This window comes from Pseudoalteromonas sp. SG44-17 (assembly GCF_014164235.1).
In the GTDB taxonomy this organism is placed as follows: domain Bacteria; phylum Pseudomonadota; class Gammaproteobacteria; order Enterobacterales; family Alteromonadaceae; genus Pseudoalteromonas; species Pseudoalteromonas rhizosphaerae.
The window spans coordinates 45,564-64,001 of the sequence record NZ_JACJEV010000025.1; the positions used below are offsets into that span (position 1 = coordinate 45,564).

The following is an 18,438-nucleotide window of genomic DNA, read 5'->3' on the forward strand; positions in this document are numbered from 1 at the left end:
CTATGCACTGAAAACTTAGCTAGCTATTGTTTAATAAATAACGAACTGATAGGTTACCAAACAGATTTTATTAAATTAACTGTTAGCCGTGATTTCAAAATTGCCTCGTTGGGTAGAATATGGATCGTTTTTACTTGCGCTTGTTGCTGGGCTTGTTAATTCGATAGGGTTACTAGGATTCAAACATCAATCAATTTCACATCTATCAGGCACTGCAACACTCCTTGGCACAAGCCTTGTTACCTCCCCCGTTACTGATGTATTACACTTAGCTCTTATCCTACTGAGTTTTTTAGCTGGTGCGGCGATCTCCGGCGCTTTTTTGCAAAGTGGTGCATTAAAACTCGGCCATAACTACAGTAGCTTGCTGTTATTTGAAGCCATGCTGTTAGCAAGCTCAGTGTATTTTTTATCGAATGACTCTGTAAACGGGCACTATTTAGCATCTGCAGCCTGCGGCTTACAAAATGCGTTAGCCACCACTTACAGCGGCGCAGTTATTCGCACCACCCATGTTACCGGTATCTTTACTGATCTTGGGCTAATGCTTGGCGCTAAATTAAGAGGCGAACCCTTTGATAAACGCAAAGCACTGTTGTTTTTACTGATCATCTCAGGATTCATTTGCGGTGGTACATTAGGTGCTTATGCATTCCAGTTTTATAAATTTAATGCCCTCTTTATCCCCGCCACCATCTGCCTAGTATTAGCCGTTAGCTACTCAGTGTTTAAAGCGATTAATAGTAACAAGACTTAGCCTTTTGCACGGTTAACACCTCTTTTGCAGTACATCATTGCTACAAACCTACATTAACGTTCATCTTAAGAATCGACAGGTAATTTCACTAGGAATAATTCTTAGACATAATAAATTGATTTAGATGTATAATTCCTGAAAATGGAGGGATTTATGCGGATTGGTATCATTGAAGATCATCAGTTAGTTCGAGATAGTTTTAAAAAACTACTTGAGCTCGAGTTAAACTGGCAAGTAACAATTGAAGCTTGCTCAGTGAACGATGCAAAGTTAGCAGTAAATATTGACCAGCCAGATGTCTTTATCGTTGATATTTCAATGCACGAAGGTGAAACTGGCCTGACTTTTCTATCATACTTAAATGAGCATTACCCAGAAATAAAAACCATTGTAGCTTCTATGCATGACCATGAACCGTACGTCAGTAATGCAATACAACTCGGGGCGCTTGGTTATGTGTCTAAGCGCTCAGCTTCAGACGCTATGATTGATGCGGTAAAAACAGTAATGCGCGGCCATCGCTACATCAGTGAAGACGTTAACTTCAACTACACCTGTGTTTCTGATAAAAAAGACCTTTTAACAAATAGAGAAATAGAGGCTCTACCACTTTTTGCCAAAGGCTTAAATGCCAAACAGGTTGCTCAACAGCTTGGCATGATGCCGAAAACCGCTCACGTACATAAAACAAATATTTGTAATAAACTAAACGCAACAACTTCATTTGAACTATTAAAAGTTGCCATTGATATCGGGGTTATTCAACTTAATGAGTTGGCCTAGGTTTATCACTGCCACACCTTCCACTACAAACATATTACTAGGTGCAGCTAAGCAATGCGCGGTTTGCGTTGCTTACTTAATCGCGTTGTGTGCCTCTACATGGGTAAGTAACCATTTAGAAACCGTCCCACAAAGTAGTGCTATATTTCTCCCCGCAGGTATTAAACTGGCTTTTGTTATTATGTTCCCAACACGCTATTGGCCAATAATATGGTTAGCATCACGACTCTATGCAGCGTATTTAGGTTCTTTTTATACCCAGCAATGGCATTTAAATTTATTGCATGGTGCGTGGCAAGAGGCTATCTATTTAGCCATTGTCTTCGCTTTTAAACATAGCCGTTGGCCACCAACGATAAAAGATAGTAAAGGTGTGCTTTCGCTTATTTTACTAGCAAGCTTAGCGGCAGCATCAAAATGGTTTTTGTTTGCCAGCTCTTTTGAGTTCACAACTTGGTTAGAAGGTAAACAACTACTGCAATATCAGTTAAATATGACTTTAGGTGATTTAACTGGCAGCTTGTTTATCACACCTTTTATTATTTTGTGTGCTAACAGTTATCACCGAGCCTTTAGCCTAGAGGGCGGAGTTAAACTAATTATCACAGTCACTGTTTTTACCCTATTAATGCTGTCGATTTATCTGCTGCGCCCTGATATCTACTCACTATTACGCTTGGCTTCCCTACTACCAATTATTTGGTTTTCATATCACTTTGGTATTACAGGCGCTATATTTGGCGCAGCAGCAGCAAATGGCTTAATAATATTAGAAGCAAGCATCACACAAGATGCAACTAATACTTATATTAGCCAATTGTTTATTCTGACCAATGCCGCAACGAGTTTATTACTCGGTGCGGCAGCAGCAGAGCTGCGACAAAAAAATAATATGCTAACACTGACAAACATTGAACTTAGGGCGCAATTAGAAAAAAACCAACAACTGGCTATCAAAATGGTGAATGTACAAGAAAGTGAGAGGAAGCATTTATCACAAGAGCTTCATGATGAATTAGGGCAAAACCTGACTGCATTTAAAACCGATCTTGCCGTTTTAACCAGTATGACGGATCAAAGCGTCAGCGCGATTGTGACTACGTTAAAACAAAATGCTAATTCAATGTATGATTCAGTCTATCACCTGATGCATTATCTGCGTCCGCGTGAGCTTGATGAATTAGGCTTAGCAAAAGCACTTTCACAAGGGAAGTTTAAAAGCTTGATGCATAAAGAAAAAGTTAGGTATATAACACATTTATGCATAAACGAAGCAATTAGAGATGAACATCAAATTGCGATCTATCGAATTTGCCAAGAAGCAATCACCAATTGCATCAAGCACAGCTGTGCATCTGAGTTGGTAATTAGTTTAGATTCCAACTCGGATCTGATCACGTTAATTATTCAGGATAATGGCAATGTCGCGACAACCGCCTCACACTCGGGTGGTTATGGTCTCGCTTTCATTGATGAACGCGTGACTGCTCTTGGCGGCCAATGCTCATTCTCAAACGAGCAAGGCTTCACCATTAATGCAACATTCCCCATATCAGCTGATGAACAAGTCCGCTAGCGAATATAAACTTGCTTGGAATAAAACTTTTTCCTTACCTGTATCGCCTCATTATCGTTAGCAGGTACTTGCACTTCAGCTTGATTACCGACTAACTGTAATAGCAATCCTTGAGCAATTTCCTTATCCCCGACTTTTGATTTTATAACCACTTTTTTGCCAATAGCACCTTGCAGCCGAGGCTTAGGAAAAGTGACTTTATTGATTGGCTTTAAGCCTTCATAATTAGTGAAAAGATTAACGCAGTGCTGTTTTGCTGCAAGTATCAAATCGTCTTTAGACTTCACAATATCGACATTATTCAAAAAGTGAATAAGTGCACTATTACGCCGATCAAACTCACTGGACACATCCTGTATATTAAGCGCTGATGCCCATTTACGGAGCACTAAATATTTTCCTAGTTTGATCCGCGTCAAGCTGGTTGATGCCCCAGTCATCTTGCTATACCACTCGATGCGGTAGCATGATGAACCTAAGCTATGTAATAGCACCGTTGTATTGCCAAACTCCCTTGTACTGCCCTCGATCACGCTCATTCTAATTCCCTAAACTAGCAATAAAGCAATAGGTTAGGCGCTAATGAAAGAGGTTAATATCATCGTTTTTCTTATTACGACTAAGAAAATGGCTTATAGCATTTGTGCCTAGTTTGGATTTAGAGCGTATATTTCAAGCACAAAAAAGCCCGCAGCGTTAACTGCGGGCTTTTTTATTGAATGAGTGAGTCAGCCGTATAAGCCGGGTTCTGTCCTTTCCGAAGAAAGTGATAATCATTCGTCTAGGCCATAAATCGCTCTATGGCTCAAGCAACCTACCCGGTTCCAACGTGGGCCACGCCATAAGGAACCCTATTTGGTCTTGCTCCGGGTGGAGTTTACCTTGCAACCAACTATTGCTAGTGGCCCGGTGCGCTCTTACCGCACCCTTTCACCCTTACCAATCCGAAGATTGGCGGTCTCCTCTCTGCTGCACTTGTCGTAGGCTCACGCCCCCCAGCCGTTAGCTGGCACCCTGCCCTATGGAGCCCGGACTTTCCTCCCCCTGCGCATTTTCGTTGCAGGCAGCGATCATCTTGGCTGACTCGGCGCGCAGTATACCTGAGCTGGATTGTATGTGCAGTAAAGATTTAGCCTTTTTCGTCAATAATTGTTTTATAAAGGGCATTTTTCTTCATGCCAAAATAATCGGCCACTATACCGCAGGCTTTTTTCATTGGCATTTCATTCTCAAGTAACGCCAACATTTTACGTGCTTCTGTCGGAATATCATCAACCTGCTTTGGATTACCAGGCAACATTAGCACTATTTCGCCGCGCTGTTTGGTTGGATCGTCGGTTAAAAACTGTTTAAGTTCACTTACTGTGCCATTAAAAAATGTTTCAAAGGTTTTGGTCAACTCTTTAGCAAACACCACTTGTTGCTCACTACCAAGCGCTATCTCCAAGTCATCTAAACTTGCCATGATGCGATGAGTACTTTCGTACATAATGCTGGTTATATTGGAATTAACCGCTTCAATAAAAAAGTCTTGGCGAGCTTTGCTTTTTGCTGGGGTAAAACCAATAAACTGAAAACGATCTGTTGGTAAACCTGAACAACATACAGCTGTTATGGCGGCGCATGCTCCTGGTATGGGTGTGACATGTGCGCCCTGCTCTCGGCATAAATTAACAACCGCATAACCAGGGTCACTAATTAGCGGTGTGCCTGCATCCGAAACTAATGCTATATTTAAACCTTGATTAAGTTGATCAATAATTTGTTGCGCTTTTTGCTTTTCATTATGGTCGTGCAAAGCAAAGGTTTTAGCTTTAATACCAAAGTGACTAAGCAACTTACCGGTATGGCGCGTGTCTTCAGCAGCGATTAAGTCAACTTGCGATAAAGTCGCGATTGCACGCTGACTTAAGTCGTCATAATTGCCGATTGGGGTGGCTACAATGTAAAGAGTGCCGATTTTCTGTGAATTCTCCTCATTTAACATTGAGGTCTCCTGCGTCAGTCAGTAATATAAGCAAATCGCGTTAACGTATTGGGAAATCATTGTGCGACTTAAACTTGTTAGTCTATTAATCATATTGTCAGGGTTATCGGCCTGTAGTACAACCGAAAAACCGACTAAAACCAGTGAAAACCTCAGTTCAGCTAATAGCGCATCACAAATTCAAGCGACTGACGCACAATCTATGTACCAACTAGCCTTAAATCGCCTAGGCGCTGACAAAATCCAACTTCTTTATAGTGCGCGTGATGCTGCGATTGTAGAGCAACAATGGCCACTGTTAGAGCAAATTAGTACTGAATTAGAACGCACACCTAGCGTAGACCAAGTGCAAAATAAACTCTATACCGCTTTTGCGCAAATGCAACAAAACAAGAATACCCTCGCACTTGAGATGCTAGCCAGTTTAGACAGCCAATTGACTCAACCGGAGCATTTTGCTTGGCATCAATATTTAACCGCCAGTATTTACGCATCACAAAATTTACCAAAACAAGCGATGCCATATTTTTTTCGCGCTTCTGAAACCGCAAGTAAAAAGAACTTAACGATCCCACAATTAAATAGTGCGTTATGGCAGAACCTTCAGCAGCTTTCATCTTATGCCCTTGAACGCTTTAACCGCGGCTCAGTGATACAGCAAGGTTGGGTAAATTTAGCTTTATATCATAAAGTTTACTTAGGTGCCCCTGTAGAACTTGACCAAGCAATTAATAATTGGCAGCGCCGTTATTCAGGCCATCCGGCAATCGCGGTATTACCAAAAAAGGCTGCGGATCTAATTACTGCTGAGCCACTGAATATTGAACGTTTAGTTGTTTTATTACCCCAATCAGGTGCTAATGAACGCCTAGGTGATGCCTTAAAAGCTGGCGTGTTAGCAGCACTAGATAACTCATCTATTGATGAAACCATTTTTATTGATGAAATGCTTAGCTCTGCTGAGCTTTCTGCAAAATTACTCGAAATTAAACCAAACTTTATAATTGGGCCGTTACTCAAAGCGAACATTGATAAGCTAGTTGCAAGCAAAGCATTACAAGATTACCCAGTTTTGCACTTAAATACCTTTGATGGTGAGCGCCAGTCTCCACAGCATTACTTCTTTGCGCTTAATCCTGAACACGAAATACAGCAAGCACTTGAGCACTTTTTAACGGTTGGTTATCAAAAACCTATGCTGCTTGCGCCAAATAATAGTTCAGGCCAGCGCTTAGTGGATTTATTTAACCGACAATGGCAACGCTATAGTGAAACCACACCAGAAGTTGGTCTTTATAATGATAAAAAAGATATGCCAACCACCATTATTAACCTGTTAGAAGTTGATAAATCAAAAGAACGTATTGCGACCGTTAAGTCATTATTTAAACAAGAAGTAGAAAGCGAAACCCGCTCTCGTCGTGATATTGATGTTATTTATATTCTCGGTGATGCTATCGAAACTCGCTTGATTAAACCTTATTTAGATGTAAATGTGAGTACCTTTGCTGATCGCATTCCTCTGTATGCCAGCTCAAAAAGTCATAGCAAGCAAATCGATAGCACCGATAAAGGCGATCTCGATGGTTTGTATTTTACCGAGTTACCATGGATGCTCAGTGGACAAGTCAAAGATCATGCCTTGCGTCAGCAATATAACTCGCTGTGGCCAGAACAGGCTGATATAAGTCAGCGTTTATTTGCGATGGCCTATGATTCGGTTGCTATGTTAAGTAGTATCACACAATTGAGTATGCTTCCCGGTAAGCGGTTTAATGGCTTAACCGGTCAATTAAGCATTACCAGTGATGGGCAAATAAATCGCCAACTTAATTGGGCGCAATACAAAAATAGACAAATCCAGGCGGTGCAGCTAGCAACATCAGCACCGTTACCATTATTTATGCAATCAGCTACCAGCCGGTCAAACAGTGAGTAGCTAAAAGCAATATAAAACAATATAAAACAAGGATGTTGTGATGTCGTGGTTTAAACAACTGTGGCAAAATAGCCGAGAGAAAGGCCAGTATTACGAGCTACAAGCGCAAAAATACTTAGTAACGCAAGGGCTGATCCCGTTAGAGCGAAACTATAACTGCCCCTACGGGGAGCTAGATGTAATAATGCGCGATGGCAACACGCTAGTGTTTGTGGAAGTGAAATTTCGCAGTAGCTATGTTAAGGGTGGAGCAATCCACGCTTTAGGTAAACAAAAGCAAGAACGTTTAAAGCGCTCTATTTACCATTATTTAGCAACCAAAAAGCTTAGTGATCAAGCAATAAGAATCGACTTTGTCGCAATAACAGGCGGCACATCGCAACAACTTAATTGGATAAAAAACGTATTTTAATATGCAAGATACTATAAAAGAGATTTTTACTGAAAGCATTCAGGTGCAAATAGCCGCCGGCGAAGTACTCCCAAGCGCCCTAGAAGCCGCTGCATTTACCATAGCGCAAAGCCTAATCAATGGTAATAAATTGATTTGTTGCGGTACTGCGAGCTGTCATATGCTTGCTCAGCATATGGCCGGTATATTGATCAACTACTACGAAACAGAACGTCCTTGTTTACCGGCAATCGCGCTGTCACAAGAACATATCAATCTTGGTCAAAGCACCCAAAGTGACGACCAAGAAACTTTTGCGCGGCAAATACGAGCGTTTGCTCAACAAGGCGATTTACTATTGGTCTTAGCAATTAATGGCAACGAAAAAAACATCATATCGGCAGTCGAAGCCGCACTCACCAAAGATATGAAAGTTATTGTTATGGTTGGTGATGATGGCGGTGAGCTAGTAGGTTTACTCGGCGCCAATGATGTCGAAATTCGTGTTCCGTCAAAACGTCCGAGCCGCATCATAGAATCTCACTTGGTTAATCTTCACTGTTTGAGTGAACTCGTCGACTTGACCCTATTCCCACAGGAAGAAAGCTAATGTTGAAACAATCTCTAATTGTTATTAGTACAGTACTATTATTACAAGGCTGCGCTGCTGCAGTTGTTGCAGGTACCGCTGGTGCCGTTACCGCAGCCAACGATCGTCGTACTCTTGGTTCGCAAATCGATGATAGTAATATCGAAATCAAAGCTGGGGTCGCAATAAACGATGTACCTCGCCTTGCTGATCATGCCAATATCAGCGTGATTAGCGTTAACGGCATTGTATTGTTAATAGGCCAGGTTGCAACTCAAGAAATGAAAGACGAGGCTCAGCGTACGATTGAGGGCTTACCTGCTATACGCAAAATACATAACCAAATTCGTATTGGCTCTAACATTAGCATGAGCACCCAGACTCATGATTCTTGGCTAACGTCGAAAGTAAAAACACAATTACTTACCACCGACAACATCAGTAGCAACAACATCAAAGTAGTAACTGAGAATGGCGAAGTATTTTTAATGGGCTTAGTATCAGATGCAGAAGCAAACACCGCTGTAAGCGTTGCACGTAATGTTTCGGGTGTAGAACGCGTTATTAAGGTATTTGAGTACTTATAAAGATAAAGAATTTTCAGCCGTGTTTGCCATTAGGTTAACACGGTCTCTCCATTTTAATCACCCGTAGCTGAAACTTAATTCAGCCTTCGTCACAAATAAATATCGTATAAAATCGCTAGCCCTTGGTTTTACTAAAAAAGCCCACAACGCGATGCCCTCTATTTAAGTCGCATTATTGCTACAATAAAATATTAAAATTGTATTTCTTCAAATATACATGGTTTACCAAACAGATAACCCTGATAGGCATTGCAGCCCATGCTCTGTAATAATAACCGTTGTGCTTCTGTTTCAACCCCTTCAGCTATTACTTCTAAATCCATTGAACTAGCTAGTGTTATAACAGCCTGAGCAATCGCTTTATCATTAAGACTATTAATAATATCACGGACAAAACTCTGATCTATTTTCAACTGATCCAAAGGCAGTTTCTTTAGGTAAGACAAAGACGAATAACCCGTACCAAAGTCATCAATTGAAAATGTAATCCCATACTGCTTTAGCTCTCGCATCTTAGCTTTAACATCGGATATATTATTTGCTAAGAGAGATTCGGTGATTTCTAACTTTAGACGCCCTGGATTAGCTTTTGAGCTATTAAGTGCCTTGAGAACTACCTGAACAAAGTCTTTTTTACTAAACTGTACAACACTAATATTAACTGCAACGGTAAAACTAGCTTTAGCAGGAGTTTTTGCCCATTTTGCTAATGTTTCACATGCTTGTTGCAATACCCACTCACCTATAGGCACTATAAGCCCAGTATCCTCTGCCAATGGAATAAAGTCCGCAGGTGAAATAATGCCCTTTATAGGATGAACCCAACGCAATAGTGCTTCAACACCAACAACTTGTTGGTATTGGTTAATCTGCTTTTGGTAAAACAAAGTGAATTGCTGTTGATTTACCGCTTCGTGTAAGTCACCGATAAGAGTAAGTCTTGAGCTAACAGCAATCTGCATCTGAGGGTCAAAGAATTGCACCCCATTACGACCAGCATCTTTTGCCTTATACATAGCTAAGTCTGCTTGCTTGAGTAGCTCCTCTGTTGATGTGTTTGCTTTATTAAACATAGTTACACCAATACTTGCTGAACTATTATATGTTAAACCATCAAGATTAAACTCTTGCGCTAAGCGGGTCATAATTTTTTGAGCAATCGATTCAGCTTGATTAGCAGCCTCTTTTTCATCATCCCCCAGATCAGCAGCAATAATAACAAATTCATCACCACCGAGCCGAGACACAGTATCCCCATGGTTTATTGCTTTAACTAATCGATTAGCCACCTTACATAACAATAAATCCCCTTTATTATGTCCAGCACTGTCGTTTAAATTTTTAAAGTTGTCTAAATCTAAAAATAAGACTGCAGCGAAATTGCAGCTTCGAGCACAATGGGAAATAGTATTTTGCAATCTATCAAGTAACAAACGACGGTTTGGTAACATAGTAAGTGAATCATAAAACGCTAGCTTATGTATTTCCTGTTCACGTTTTTTACGTTGAGTAATGTCGCGAATAATACCAATAAAGTTGATCTCACCAGCATTTTTCACCTCGACAACACCTAGCTCAATAGGAAAGGTAGCGCCATTTTTGTGCAATGCATCAAGCTCTCGAATGCGCCCAGTAATATCACTATTCCCATTGTTTATATATTTTTTTAAATAGTGATTATGGTGCTCGCGGTGCGGTGAACCCATTAGCATGCTAATATTGTTACCTATAACTTCATTATCACTATAACCAAAAATTTCCTTTGCGGCTTGGTTAAATGTGAGCACTACCCCCATACTATCGATAGTAATAACACCATCAAGCATACTTTCTACGACGGCGACCATTTGTTTTGATTTTTCATCGAGAGAGCTTTCAGCTTTGATTTGATCATTAATATCAAAATGCGTACCTAGCAACCACTCTGCTTTACCATCATCAGTGCGAGAGGATATCTTTCCACGGGTATTGATCCAAATCCAATCACCATTTTTGTGCTTCATCCGCATGTTAGCTTCATAGCTCGGGAGCTGACCAGAAACATGTTTTTCAAGTTGAAATAAACAATAATGAAGGTCATCAGGATGAGTTAGCTTCTCCCAGCTAAAACGACTTAATGGAAGCAACTCAGCAAGCTTATAACCTAATAAATCAGCCCAATTGTCATTAATGAGTAACTCGCTAGTTTGAATATTTAAATGCCATGTACCAATCTTGTTTGCATCAATAACAGTTTTAAGTAAATTTTGACTGTTATGAATAACCTGTTCATCTAGCTTTTCTTTTGTTATGTCAGTCTGTATTGCAATATAACCTGAATGCCTGCCCTCATTATCTAACAGTGGATTACATGCTATTCTTATCCAATAAGGCTTTTTATTTTTGGAGTAATTTAGCACATCGACGTTAAACCCCTTGACTGCGCTAATAGCATGTCTCATTTCATTTATTGTCTCAGGATCTGTATCTAGCCCTTGCAACAACTCACCTGGTTTTTTTCCTGAGATATCATCTAATTTGAAACCCGAAATAGCAGTAAAAGCTTCATTTATCCAAACAACTAAACCACTTTTATCGGTGATTATAACTCCGTTTGTTGTTTGTCTGACAACCTCTGAAAGGCGTCGTAACTCTTCGCTTGCGAGTAATTGTTCTGTGATATTACGAATAACGAGTAATACCTCATTTTTATCAATCTTTTTGTAACGAACTTCAAACGACCTGTTTGACTTAGTAGTAAATGTATTATTTTGATGAATAGCATCATCTGCATTAAAAGCCTGTTCAACTTTGCTTATAAGTTGACAGCCTAGCTCATTAGGCATTAGATCATTAATAGTGTGGCCAATAATTTCATGCTGAGGTATCGGTAAATCAGGGTGTTCATTACATGATATAAAACGGTATTCTCGGTCAATCACAAACACCATATCTGGCAACGTAGCTAAAATTGATGCCTTTTTTTTCATAGTAGAATGTAATTGTTGCTTAAAAACCTCCTGGTCTAGCCGAGTAATTTCATGCTCCACCATATCAGCGAATTCACGTAGCATTTGCTTTTCATCACTTGAAAAATCACGGGGCACAACATCAATAATGCATAACGTACCTATTGGTTGCCCACTGGACTCGCGTACTGGTGCGCCTGCATAAAAACGAATATGAGGTTCATGTGTTACTAGCTGATTTGTCGAAAAACGAGAATCTTTTATTGTATCGGTAACAACAAAAACATCCGGCTGTAAAATTGCATGCCCGCAAAAAGAGATTTCACGCCCAGTTTGACAAACATCCAATCCAACCTTTGATTTAAACCACTGCCTGTCACTATCGACCAAAGAAACTAAGCATATTTTTACATTAAAAAAATGTGCAGTTAATCGCGTGATACGATCAAATCGCTCCTCAGCAAGCGAATCAAGTAAACCTGTGTGTTTTAAAGCATTTAAGCGAGCAGATTCATCAGCGGGGTAATCAGGTGCGCTCATTTACTTCTCCAAGTTTTTTACTCATTAGTTTCATATCAATATCAACATACATAATTAAGAAATGGCTTTTGATAAATTTTTTACTTTATTGTTTGAAGCGAACAACGAGTTCATGCAGCTCATCAGCTATCTTATTAAGATAGATAATAGTTTCTGATAACTTATTGGAGCTTTCAGTACTCGTATCTGCAAGTGCAGAAATATTTACAATTTGACGATTGATATCTTCAGCAACATGGGATTGCTCTTCAACTGCTGCAGCCATTTGAGTAGACATAGAAGCAATTTGACCTACAGACTCGGTTACACCATTTAGCATTTTACTGCTCTCAATAACATGAGAAAGACCATCTTTTGCATCAATAGCCCCTGCATCAGCTATTTCTACCGCGTCACTTGCACGCTGCGTTAATTCGCTAACAATACCGTAGATTTCTTTAGTTGATTCTTGGGTACGCTGAGCTAGACTTCTAACTTCGTCTGCTACGACAGCAAAACCACGGCCTTGTTCACCCGCACGAGCGGCTTCAATTGCAGCATTCAAAGCTAGTAGGTTAGTTTGATCAGCAATTTGTTCAATTATTTGAGCCGCATTAGCTATTCGTGCTGTTTGTTCTGAAACACCTCGTACTGAACTACTAATTTGCTCAACCGTAAGCTGCAGTTTTTGAATAGAATTATGGGTAATATTGGCTATTTCAGAGCCTTTTAAAGTCAGCTCATTGGCTTTGTCAGCTTGTGATGCAGTATCACTCACATGTTTCGATACTTCAGCAATAGCGGTAGACATTTCATTCATTGCTGTAGCAACTTGCATAGTTTCTAACTGCTGACTTTCAATATCTCTTCTTGTTTTATCAGTCAGTTCAGCACCTTTCTCAGATTCCTTAGCAACAACCAGCGCAGAACTTTCGATACGAGTTATAATCGTCCCTAAATGAGCAAGTTGACTTAAAATAGCAACTTTAAGCTTTCCTAAATCACCAGCATCATCGGTATAGCTTTTGACTGCAAGAGGATCCGAAAATGAGTGAGAAAGCATATTATTAAGCGCATTGAGAGTTTTCTTTTTAACTATAGAAACCCAAATGGCAAAAATAACAACTGATGTAAACAAAATACCTTCGGACAATCTTGCATAACCAGCTAAAAATAATATTGCGCAAATAATAATTGAAAAAGTTAGCAATAAATTTTCTAAAGACACTGGTAAATGCATTTTCTGGCTTTTACCTTTGTTGATATCACGATAAAGCTGCGTAGCCCGAGCAACCGCCTGTCGTGATGGACAAGAACGAACTGACTCATAGCCAACAATCTTATTGTCTTGTGTTATGGGTGTAACATAAGCATCGACCCAATAATAATCGCCATTTTTACAGCGGTTTTTTACAAGCCCCATCCATGGTTTACCCAATTTTAGATAAGACCACATTGTTTTAAATGCTTCTGAAGGCATATCAGGATGCCTTACTATGTTATGAGGCTGACCTATTAACTCTGCTTTTTTAAACCCGCTGATTTCAATAAAAGCTTCATTACATTCAAGAATGTTGCCTTGAGTATCTGTTACTGTAATTAACTTAATATTATTATTGAATGTTTTTTCTTTAGTCGTAACAGGCAGGTTACTACGCATCGTATATACCTAATTATTAAAATTGTTGGAATTATAAAGAATTGTGAAAGATTACAAAGGATTGTGAAAGATTATGAAATTATCATAATATTATACTAATAAGAAAATAAGCACTAGGAAATAATACTGAATTATAGAAAACACAAGAGCAAACTGAATAATTAATCGGTACACTTTTAATTAAAGCTAGTTGTTGCATTTTTACTTTATAATTATTTTATATCGTGTGATGCCACTTAGGCTCAAGTTAGGTAATGTATCAGTTCACAGTGCTGCTTGTTTTACAGCAGAACCTCATAAAAATATCTAATTAGGTGGTCAAATTAACGTTGCTAATACAAATTTAAACCACGTATTTGCTCCCTGCATACCATTAATATGCGTGCTTATTGCGCGCATAAAAAAACCGCTTAATCAGCGGTTTTTATCAAACAATTACATATTACTTAATAACACGTAAGTGTGAGCCTTTTTTCTTTTCAGGCTTAGAAGGAGCTGGCTCGTCAGGTAATAACTCATCTGCGATATCAACACTTTCTAACTCAGCTGCAAACTCGTCTTCATCTTCTAAAAACTCATCTGCAGTAAACACAGTGCCTTCACCGTTTTCGCGGGCATAGATCGCAAGCACGGCACCAATTGGCACGTATACTTGCATTGGCTGACCACCAAAGCGGGCACTAAAGCTTAACTGCTGATTATCCATTGAGAATTGTGTGACAGCTGATGGGCTAATATTCAACACAATTTGTCCATCTTGAACAAACTGTGTTGGTATTTGCACGGCTGGAAAATCAGCATTAACCACTAAATGCGGTGTACACTGATTATCAACAATCCAATCAAAGAAAGCACGAAGTAAATAAGGACGATTAGGCGTCATTACAAACGGATCTCGCGCTCAGTTTCAGTAAGAGAAGCTTGGAATGATTCACGCTCAAATAAACGGATCATATATTCTTTCATCTCTTTAGAACCTGCACCAGTTAGCTCAATACCAAGCTCTGGTAAACGCCATAGTAATGGTGCTAAGTAACAATCAACTAAACTAAACTCTTCACTCATAAAGTAAGGAGCTTCAGTAAAGATTGCTGAAACAGCAAGTAAAGCTTCTGTTAGTTCTTTACGCGCTTGTGCAGACTCTGCACCATTAGCATAAATTTTAGCAGCAAGGCTGTACCAATCTGTGTCGATGCGATGCATCATTAAACGGCTGCGGCCACGCATTACCGGATAAACAGGCATTAGTGGAGGGTGAGGAAAACGTTCATCAAGGTATTCCATGATGATGTTTGCCTGATATAAACCAAGCTCACGGTCAATCAGTGTTGGCACTGTACCGTAAGGGTTAATTTCATGAAGTGCTTCTGGCAGGTTATCCTTTTCAGCCAGATGAATATCTACACTTACGCCTTTTTCAGCAAGTACAATGCGTACTTGATGGCTATACATACAGTTAGCACCAGAAAAAAGGGTCATTACAGGGCGCTTATTGGCAGCTACGGCCATGCCTACCTCCATTAAATAACAAAAACAGCAAAAGGGGCTTAAGCCCCTATTGCAAAATTACCTTTAAATATGTTCAAAATTAATGAACATCTCTCCAGTATTCTTTCTTCAGCATGAATGCCAAGATAAATAGGATAACTAAGAATCCGATAACCTTGATACCTAACGCTTCTGATTCAAGACGTGAAGGTTCACCCACGTACTCAAGGAAGTTAGTTAAGTCACGAGCCGCTTGATCGTACTCGTCTACACTCATTTCGCCTGTTCCATCTGTTTCAGTACCAATAACTTTAGTCACAGTGTGACCATGTTCTTCGACTTCTTCAGTAATAGGTGTTGGTAAACCTTGTAGCTCTTGCAGAACGTGAGGCATACCTACCAGTGGGAAAACAATATTGTTTACCCCAAACGGACGAGATTCATCTTTATAAAATGACTTTAAGTACGTGTAAATATAATCCGGAGATTTTACACGTGCAATTAGAGTTAGATCCGGCGGAGCCGCACCAAACCATTTTGCTGCATCATCTTTAGTAATTGCGTTAGTGATATGGCTACCAACTTTTGAACCGTCAAAAATTAACTGTTCAAGGCCAACGGCTGTTGGAATACCGATATCACGGAAAGTACGCTCATAACGCTGATACTGCATTTGGTGACAACCAAGACAGTAGTTCATGAACAACTTTGCACCACGTTGCAACGAAGGCTGATCAGTTAGGTCATTACCGGCTTCCATTAATGGAACCGATGGACCTGCCGCCATTGCCGGCAATACGTTTATTGATAAAGCAAATAAACCGATAATAAGCTTTTTCATCATTTCGTTAACCTCTCAGGCAATGGCTTAGTTTTTTCATTCTTACTGTATACAAACAACAGCACGAAGAACATAAAGTAAGTCACAGTACAGATTTGCGAGACAATCGTTTTAAAGTCAGTTTGTGGAGTTGCACCCACCCAACCAAGTAGTACGAAAGTAACAACAAACCCTGCAATGTTCCATTTATGGAAGCCACAACGGTAGCGAACCGATTTAACCGTACCACGGTCAAGCCAAGGTAATAACGCCAGCACTACAATCGATGCACCCATCGCAGCAACACCAATTAGTTTATCTGGGATTGCACGTAAGATTGCATAGAATGGCGTAAAGTACCAAACTGGGAAAATATGTGCTGGTGTTTTAAGTGGATTTGCCGCTTCAAAGTTTGGTCCTTCAAGGAAGAAACCATTCATAGCAGGCATAAAGAACACCACCCAACAGAACAAGATTAAGAAACCAACCACACCCACAATATCTTTTACTGTGTAATAAGGATGGAACGGAATCGCATCAACAATATCTTTCTTGTCAGTGTAATACTCATGGAATTTAAATTTAGGCTTATCTTCTTCAGCAACAGAGCCTTTCTTACGCTTGATCTCAACGCCGTCAGGGTTGTTTGAACCCACTTCGTGCAGTGCCACAATGTGTAAGAATACTAAAATTACGATAACCAATGGTAAAGCAATAACATGTAATGCAAAGAAGCGGTTAAGCGTTGCACCTGATATTACATAATCACCACGGATCCAAAGTGTTAAGTCATCACCAATAACCGGAATAGCCCCGAATAGTGAAATGATTACCTGTGCACCCCAGAATGACATTTGACCCCATGGTAATAAGTAACCCATGAATGCTTCAGCCATTAACGCTAAGAAGATAAACATACCGAATAACCACAGTAATTCACGTGGTTTTTGGTAAGAACCGTAGATCATGCCACGGAACATATGCATATATACAACGATGAAAAACGCTGATGCACCTGTTGAGTGCAAATAACGTAGTAACCAGCCGTATTCTACATCACGCATGATGTATTCTACTGAAGCGAATGCGCCCTCAGAAGACGGAACAAAGTTCATCGTTAACCAAATCCCGGTAAGAATTTGGTTTACTAGTACTAACATGGCCAATGAGCCAAAGAAATACCAGAAGTTAAAGTTTTTCGGTGCTGGATACTGTGCAATATGCATGTTCCAAACACGTGTCATTGGGATACGGTCGTCTATCCAACCAATAATTTTACCGAACATTAGGCTACCCCTTTTTCTTCGCCCACTAATATAGTGGTTTCATCAAGAAATGTGTAAGGTGGTATTTCTAAGTTTAACGGGGCAGGTACCGATTTAAATACACGGCCAGCCATATCAAATTTAGAACCGTGACATGGACAGTAGAAACCATCATCTGTTCCCTCAACCTTTTCACCAAAATTACCTTGGAAAAAGCCAGGTGAACACCCTAAATGCGTACAAATACCTACCGCGAGAAATATCTCAGGGCGTAATGAACGGTAATCATTTGTTGATGATTCTAATTGTTGTGGCTCTTGCGATTGCGGATCACGAAGTTGACCTTCGTGTTCTTTCATCTGCTCAAGCATTTTAGGGGTCCGTGATACAACCCATACAGGTTTACCACGCCACTCGACACGTATTAATTGTCCCGGCTCAAGTTTGCTGATATCTACTTCTACAGGCGCACCCGCAGATTTAGCTCGCTCACTTGGATTCCAAGACGCAATAAAAGGAACAGCAGCCCCAGCCGCACCAACACCACCTACAACAGAGGTAGCTATGGTTAAAAAGCGACGTCGGCCATTGTCTACAGGCGCATTGCTCATCCACTTATCTCCACTATGATTCTCAACACTTGCTATATTGAGAACATCAGTTACAGCAGGTTAATTTTTCGAAATTTTAAAATAGAAGCGATCATAATTAAAACCCTTGATTAAAACAAGGTTATTAACAGCCTCATGCTCGAATAATCCCGACTTTATCAACTAATTGACTAAGTTAGCTCGAGCATAGAGCCGTTTTATGATATGACTTTTACAAAAACAATATACTGACCAAGATCAACCTCACTAAAAGGAAGCAGATTAACTGCACATGGTGCTGTTGAACTCACTCACATTACTTGCCAGACAATTGTAGCAAAAAAATTCATCAATTAACTGACGGATTTACACTTATTACGATAATTATTGAACTTTTTTTAAAGTTATACGCAACAAAGGCAGTAGCAGGTTAATTATTAGCCGCATATTTGATACGAGTTTGCTTATGTCTGATAAAAAGTGCGAGTTTGCTTATGTCTGATAAAAAGTGCGAGTTTGCGAGTTTGCGAGTTTGCGAG

The 18,438-nt window shown here is 39.9% G+C and carries 16 protein-coding genes and 1 other RNA gene; 7 read left to right on the top strand and 10 right to left on the bottom strand.

From position 1 onward, the window contains the following. Positions 1–88 precede the first annotated feature (88 nt). From H5182_RS16175 to H5182_RS16185, 3 genes are all read left to right on the top strand, one after another. Entirely contained in the window at positions 89–757 is a 669-nt protein-coding gene (locus H5182_RS16175; RefSeq protein WP_182760323.1) for a YoaK family protein, read from the top strand. A 153-nt stretch (positions 758–910) separates the two neighbouring features. Next, positions 911–1,540, top strand: a complete 630-nt coding sequence (locus H5182_RS16180; protein WP_182760324.1) for a response regulator transcription factor — start codon at positions 911–913, stop codon at positions 1,538–1,540. After that, the gene (locus tag H5182_RS16185; RefSeq protein ID WP_182760325.1) at positions 1,527–3,116 is read left to right on the top strand and encodes an MASE1 domain-containing protein; all 1,590 of its coding nucleotides are present in this window, start codon (positions 1,527–1,529) and stop codon (positions 3,114–3,116) included. Before H5182_RS16180 ends, H5182_RS16185 begins: the two co-directional genes overlap by 14 nt. On the opposite strand, the gene H5182_RS16190 is transcribed toward H5182_RS16185, so the two are convergent. From H5182_RS16190 to rsmI, 3 genes are all read right to left on the bottom strand, one after another. Beyond that, positions 3,113–3,655 (bottom strand): hypothetical protein, encoded by a 543-nt coding sequence (locus tag H5182_RS16190; RefSeq protein ID WP_182731654.1) that lies wholly within the window; start codon positions 3,653–3,655, stop codon positions 3,113–3,115. The two genes, H5182_RS16185 and H5182_RS16190, sit on opposite strands and share 4 nt — an antisense overlap. Before the next feature lie 182 nt (positions 3,656–3,837). Next, an RNA gene (gene rnpB, locus H5182_RS16195) (RNase P RNA component class A) lies at positions 3,838–4,202 on the bottom strand. Positions 4,203–4,245: 43 nt separating this feature from the next. Continuing rightward, positions 4,246–5,103: a 16S rRNA (cytidine(1402)-2'-O)-methyltransferase gene (gene rsmI / locus H5182_RS16200; protein ID WP_182760326.1), complete on the bottom strand. Its 858-nt coding sequence runs from the start codon at positions 5,101–5,103 to the stop codon at positions 4,246–4,248. A gap of 61 nt (positions 5,104–5,164) precedes the next feature. Here rsmI and H5182_RS16205 point away from each other — a divergent pair, with 61 nt between their 5' ends. Genes H5182_RS16205 through dolP form a run of 4 tightly spaced genes read left to right on the top strand, consistent with a single transcriptional unit; the run spans position 5,165 to position 8,609 of the window. Then, positions 5,165–7,042: a penicillin-binding protein activator gene (locus H5182_RS16205; RefSeq protein WP_182731660.1), complete on the top strand. Its 1,878-nt coding sequence runs from the start codon at positions 5,165–5,167 to the stop codon at positions 7,040–7,042. A gap of 40 nt (positions 7,043–7,082) precedes the next feature. Then, positions 7,083–7,454, top strand: coding sequence for a YraN family protein (locus H5182_RS16210; protein WP_145236829.1), 372 nt, complete (start codon positions 7,083–7,085; stop codon positions 7,452–7,454). Between the two features lies 1 nt (position 7,455). Beyond that, the gene (locus H5182_RS16215) at positions 7,456–8,043 is read left to right on the top strand and encodes an SIS domain-containing protein (protein ID WP_145236825.1); all 588 of its coding nucleotides are present in this window, start codon (positions 7,456–7,458) and stop codon (positions 8,041–8,043) included. Next, on the top strand, positions 8,043–8,609 hold the full coding sequence (gene dolP, locus H5182_RS16220; protein WP_145236822.1) for a division/outer membrane stress-associated lipid-binding lipoprotein: 567 nt from the start codon (positions 8,043–8,045) through the stop codon (positions 8,607–8,609). The genes H5182_RS16215 and dolP overlap by 1 nt, the downstream gene beginning before the upstream one ends. Before the next feature lie 191 nt (positions 8,610–8,800). Here the strand turns inward: dolP and H5182_RS16225 are convergent, their stop codons facing one another. From H5182_RS16225 to petA, 7 genes are all read right to left on the bottom strand, one after another. After that, a complete protein-coding gene (locus H5182_RS16225; RefSeq protein ID WP_182760327.1) occupies positions 8,801–12,097 on the bottom strand; it encodes an EAL domain-containing protein in 3,297 nt (1,098 codons plus the stop codon). A gap of 85 nt (positions 12,098–12,182) precedes the next feature. Further along, entirely contained in the window at positions 12,183–13,736 is a 1,554-nt protein-coding gene (locus H5182_RS16230) for a PAS domain-containing methyl-accepting chemotaxis protein (protein ID WP_145236816.1), read from the bottom strand. A 442-nt stretch (positions 13,737–14,178) separates the two neighbouring features. Then, positions 14,179–14,619: a ClpXP protease specificity-enhancing factor gene (locus tag H5182_RS16235; protein WP_145236812.1), complete on the bottom strand. Its 441-nt coding sequence runs from the start codon at positions 14,617–14,619 to the stop codon at positions 14,179–14,181. Next, positions 14,619–15,245, bottom strand: a complete 627-nt coding sequence (gene sspA, locus H5182_RS16240; protein ID WP_064667929.1) for a stringent starvation protein SspA — start codon at positions 15,243–15,245, stop codon at positions 14,619–14,621. The genes H5182_RS16235 and sspA overlap by 1 nt, the downstream gene beginning before the upstream one ends. A 79-nt stretch (positions 15,246–15,324) precedes the next feature. Next, positions 15,325–16,068 carry a cytochrome c1 gene (locus H5182_RS16245; protein ID WP_145236807.1) on the bottom strand — a complete coding sequence of 248 codons (744 nt, stop codon included), beginning with the start codon at positions 16,066–16,068 and terminating at the stop codon, positions 15,325–15,327. Beyond that, on the bottom strand, positions 16,065–17,330 hold the full coding sequence (locus tag H5182_RS16250) for a cytochrome b N-terminal domain-containing protein (RefSeq protein ID WP_145236803.1): 1,266 nt from the start codon (positions 17,328–17,330) through the stop codon (positions 16,065–16,067). Before H5182_RS16250 ends, H5182_RS16245 begins: the two co-directional genes overlap by 4 nt. Next, the gene (gene petA, locus H5182_RS16255) at positions 17,330–17,920 is read right to left on the bottom strand and encodes a ubiquinol-cytochrome c reductase iron-sulfur subunit (RefSeq protein ID WP_145236799.1); all 591 of its coding nucleotides are present in this window, start codon (positions 17,918–17,920) and stop codon (positions 17,330–17,332) included. Before petA ends, H5182_RS16250 begins: the two co-directional genes overlap by 1 nt. Positions 17,921–18,438 lie beyond the last annotated feature (518 nt).